This is a genomic window from Komagataeibacter kakiaceti JCM 25156, from assembly GCF_000613305.1.
Map to the genome: position 1 here is coordinate 1 of NZ_BAIO01000796.1, position 757 is coordinate 757.

1 protein-coding gene is annotated in these 757 nt (G+C 69.0%); it reads right to left on the reverse strand.

The annotated features are described in order from the left end of the window. Window positions 1-757 (reverse strand): MutS-related protein (locus JCM25156_RS26355; protein ID WP_034961387.1); only part of this gene is annotated, 757 nt, incomplete at both ends.

Sequence of the window (757 nt, forward strand, 5' to 3'; positions counted from 1 at the left end):
CCGGCCTGCGCCAGTATGACCGCCAGCGCCGCCTGGCGCAGGAAGGTGGACTTGCCCGCCATGTTGGGGCCGGTCAGCAGCATGATGCGATGATCAGGTTCCAGATCGCAGTCATTGGGGGTGAAGCGGGCGTTGCGGGGCAGGGCCGCCTCCACCATCGGGTGGCGGCCCGCATGGATGACGAAGGAGGTGTCATCGCTCACCTGCGGGCAGCACCACGTCCCGCCGCCCGCCAGCACGGCGCAGGACTGCGCGATGTCGATGCCCGCCAGCGCCGCCGCCATGTCCGGCAGGGCGGTTTCATCCAGAATCCGGCGCACCACCTGCGTAAACAGGTGGCGCTCCCGCAGGGCCGCGTTTTCGGCCGCCTGCGCGATCTGCTGGTCAAGTTCCACCAGCCGTTCGGTTGAAAAGCGGCTGGCGCTGGCCGTGCCCTGCCGCATGATCAGATCCGCGTGCCCGCGCAGTTGCGCGGCGGCGGTGGCGCGTACCTCGATCACATAGCCAAGCTGGGCATGATGGCGGATCTTGAGGTTGGGGATGCCGAAGCGTTCGGCATATTCCTGCTGCAGGGCGGCGATGATCCGGCGGCTGCCATCGCGCAGTTCGCGCTGGGCGTCGAGTTCGGCGTCATATCCGGGGGCGATGGTGCCGCCATCATCCATGCGCGCGGGCGGGTTTTCGGCCAGCGCGCGGGTCAGCAGTTCCTCCAGTCCGTGCGCGCGGTCGAGATGTCCCGCCGCCAGCGCCAGAACGG